Here is a 683-nt window from a genome sequence, read left to right as displayed (position 1 = left end):
AAACCGGGCGATCTATCCATGGGCAGGTTGAAGGTTGGGTAACACTAACTGGAGGACCGAACCGACTACCGTTGAAAAGTTAGCGGATGACCTGTGGATCGGAGTGAAAGGCTAATCAAGCTCGGAGATAGCTGGTTCTCCTCGAAAGCTATTTAGGTAGCGCCTCATGTATCACTGTAGGGGGTAGAGCACTGTTTCGGCTAGGGGGTCATCCCGACTTACCAAACCGATGCAAACTCCGAATACCTACAAGTGCCGAGCATGGGAGACACACGGCGGGGGCTAACGTCCGTCGTGAAAAGGGAAACAACCCAGACCGTCAGCTAAGGTCCCAAAGTTATGGTTAAGTGGGAAACGATGTGGGAAGGCTTAGACAGCTAGGAGGTTGGCTTAGAAGCAGCCACCCTTTAAAGAAAGCGTAATAGCTCACTAGTCGAGTCGGCCTGCGCGGAAGATGTAACGGGGCTCAAACCATACACCGAAGCTACGGGTATCACGTAAGTGATGCGGTAGAGGAGCGTTCTGTAAGCCTGTGAAGGTGAGTTGAGAAGCTTGCTGGAGGTATCAGAAGTGCGAATGCTGACATGAGTAACGACAATGGGTGTGAAAAACACCCACGCCGAAAGACCAAGGTTTCCTGCGCAACGTTAATCGACGCAGGGTTAGTCGGTCCCTAAGGCGAG

1 rRNA gene is annotated in these 683 nt (G+C 52.1%); it reads left to right on the top strand.

Features of this window, described 5'->3' with window-relative positions:
- Positions 1-683 (top strand): 23S ribosomal RNA (locus EAH89_RS31025); the annotation flags it as partial.

Origin of the sequence: Muricoccus nepalensis (genome assembly GCF_006438825.1) — a bacterium.
GTDB lineage: Bacteria > Pseudomonadota > Alphaproteobacteria > Acetobacterales > Acetobacteraceae > Roseomonas > Roseomonas nepalensis.
Note: the sequence above shows the minus strand (reverse complement) of the source record. Positions and strands in the feature narration are given on the sequence as shown.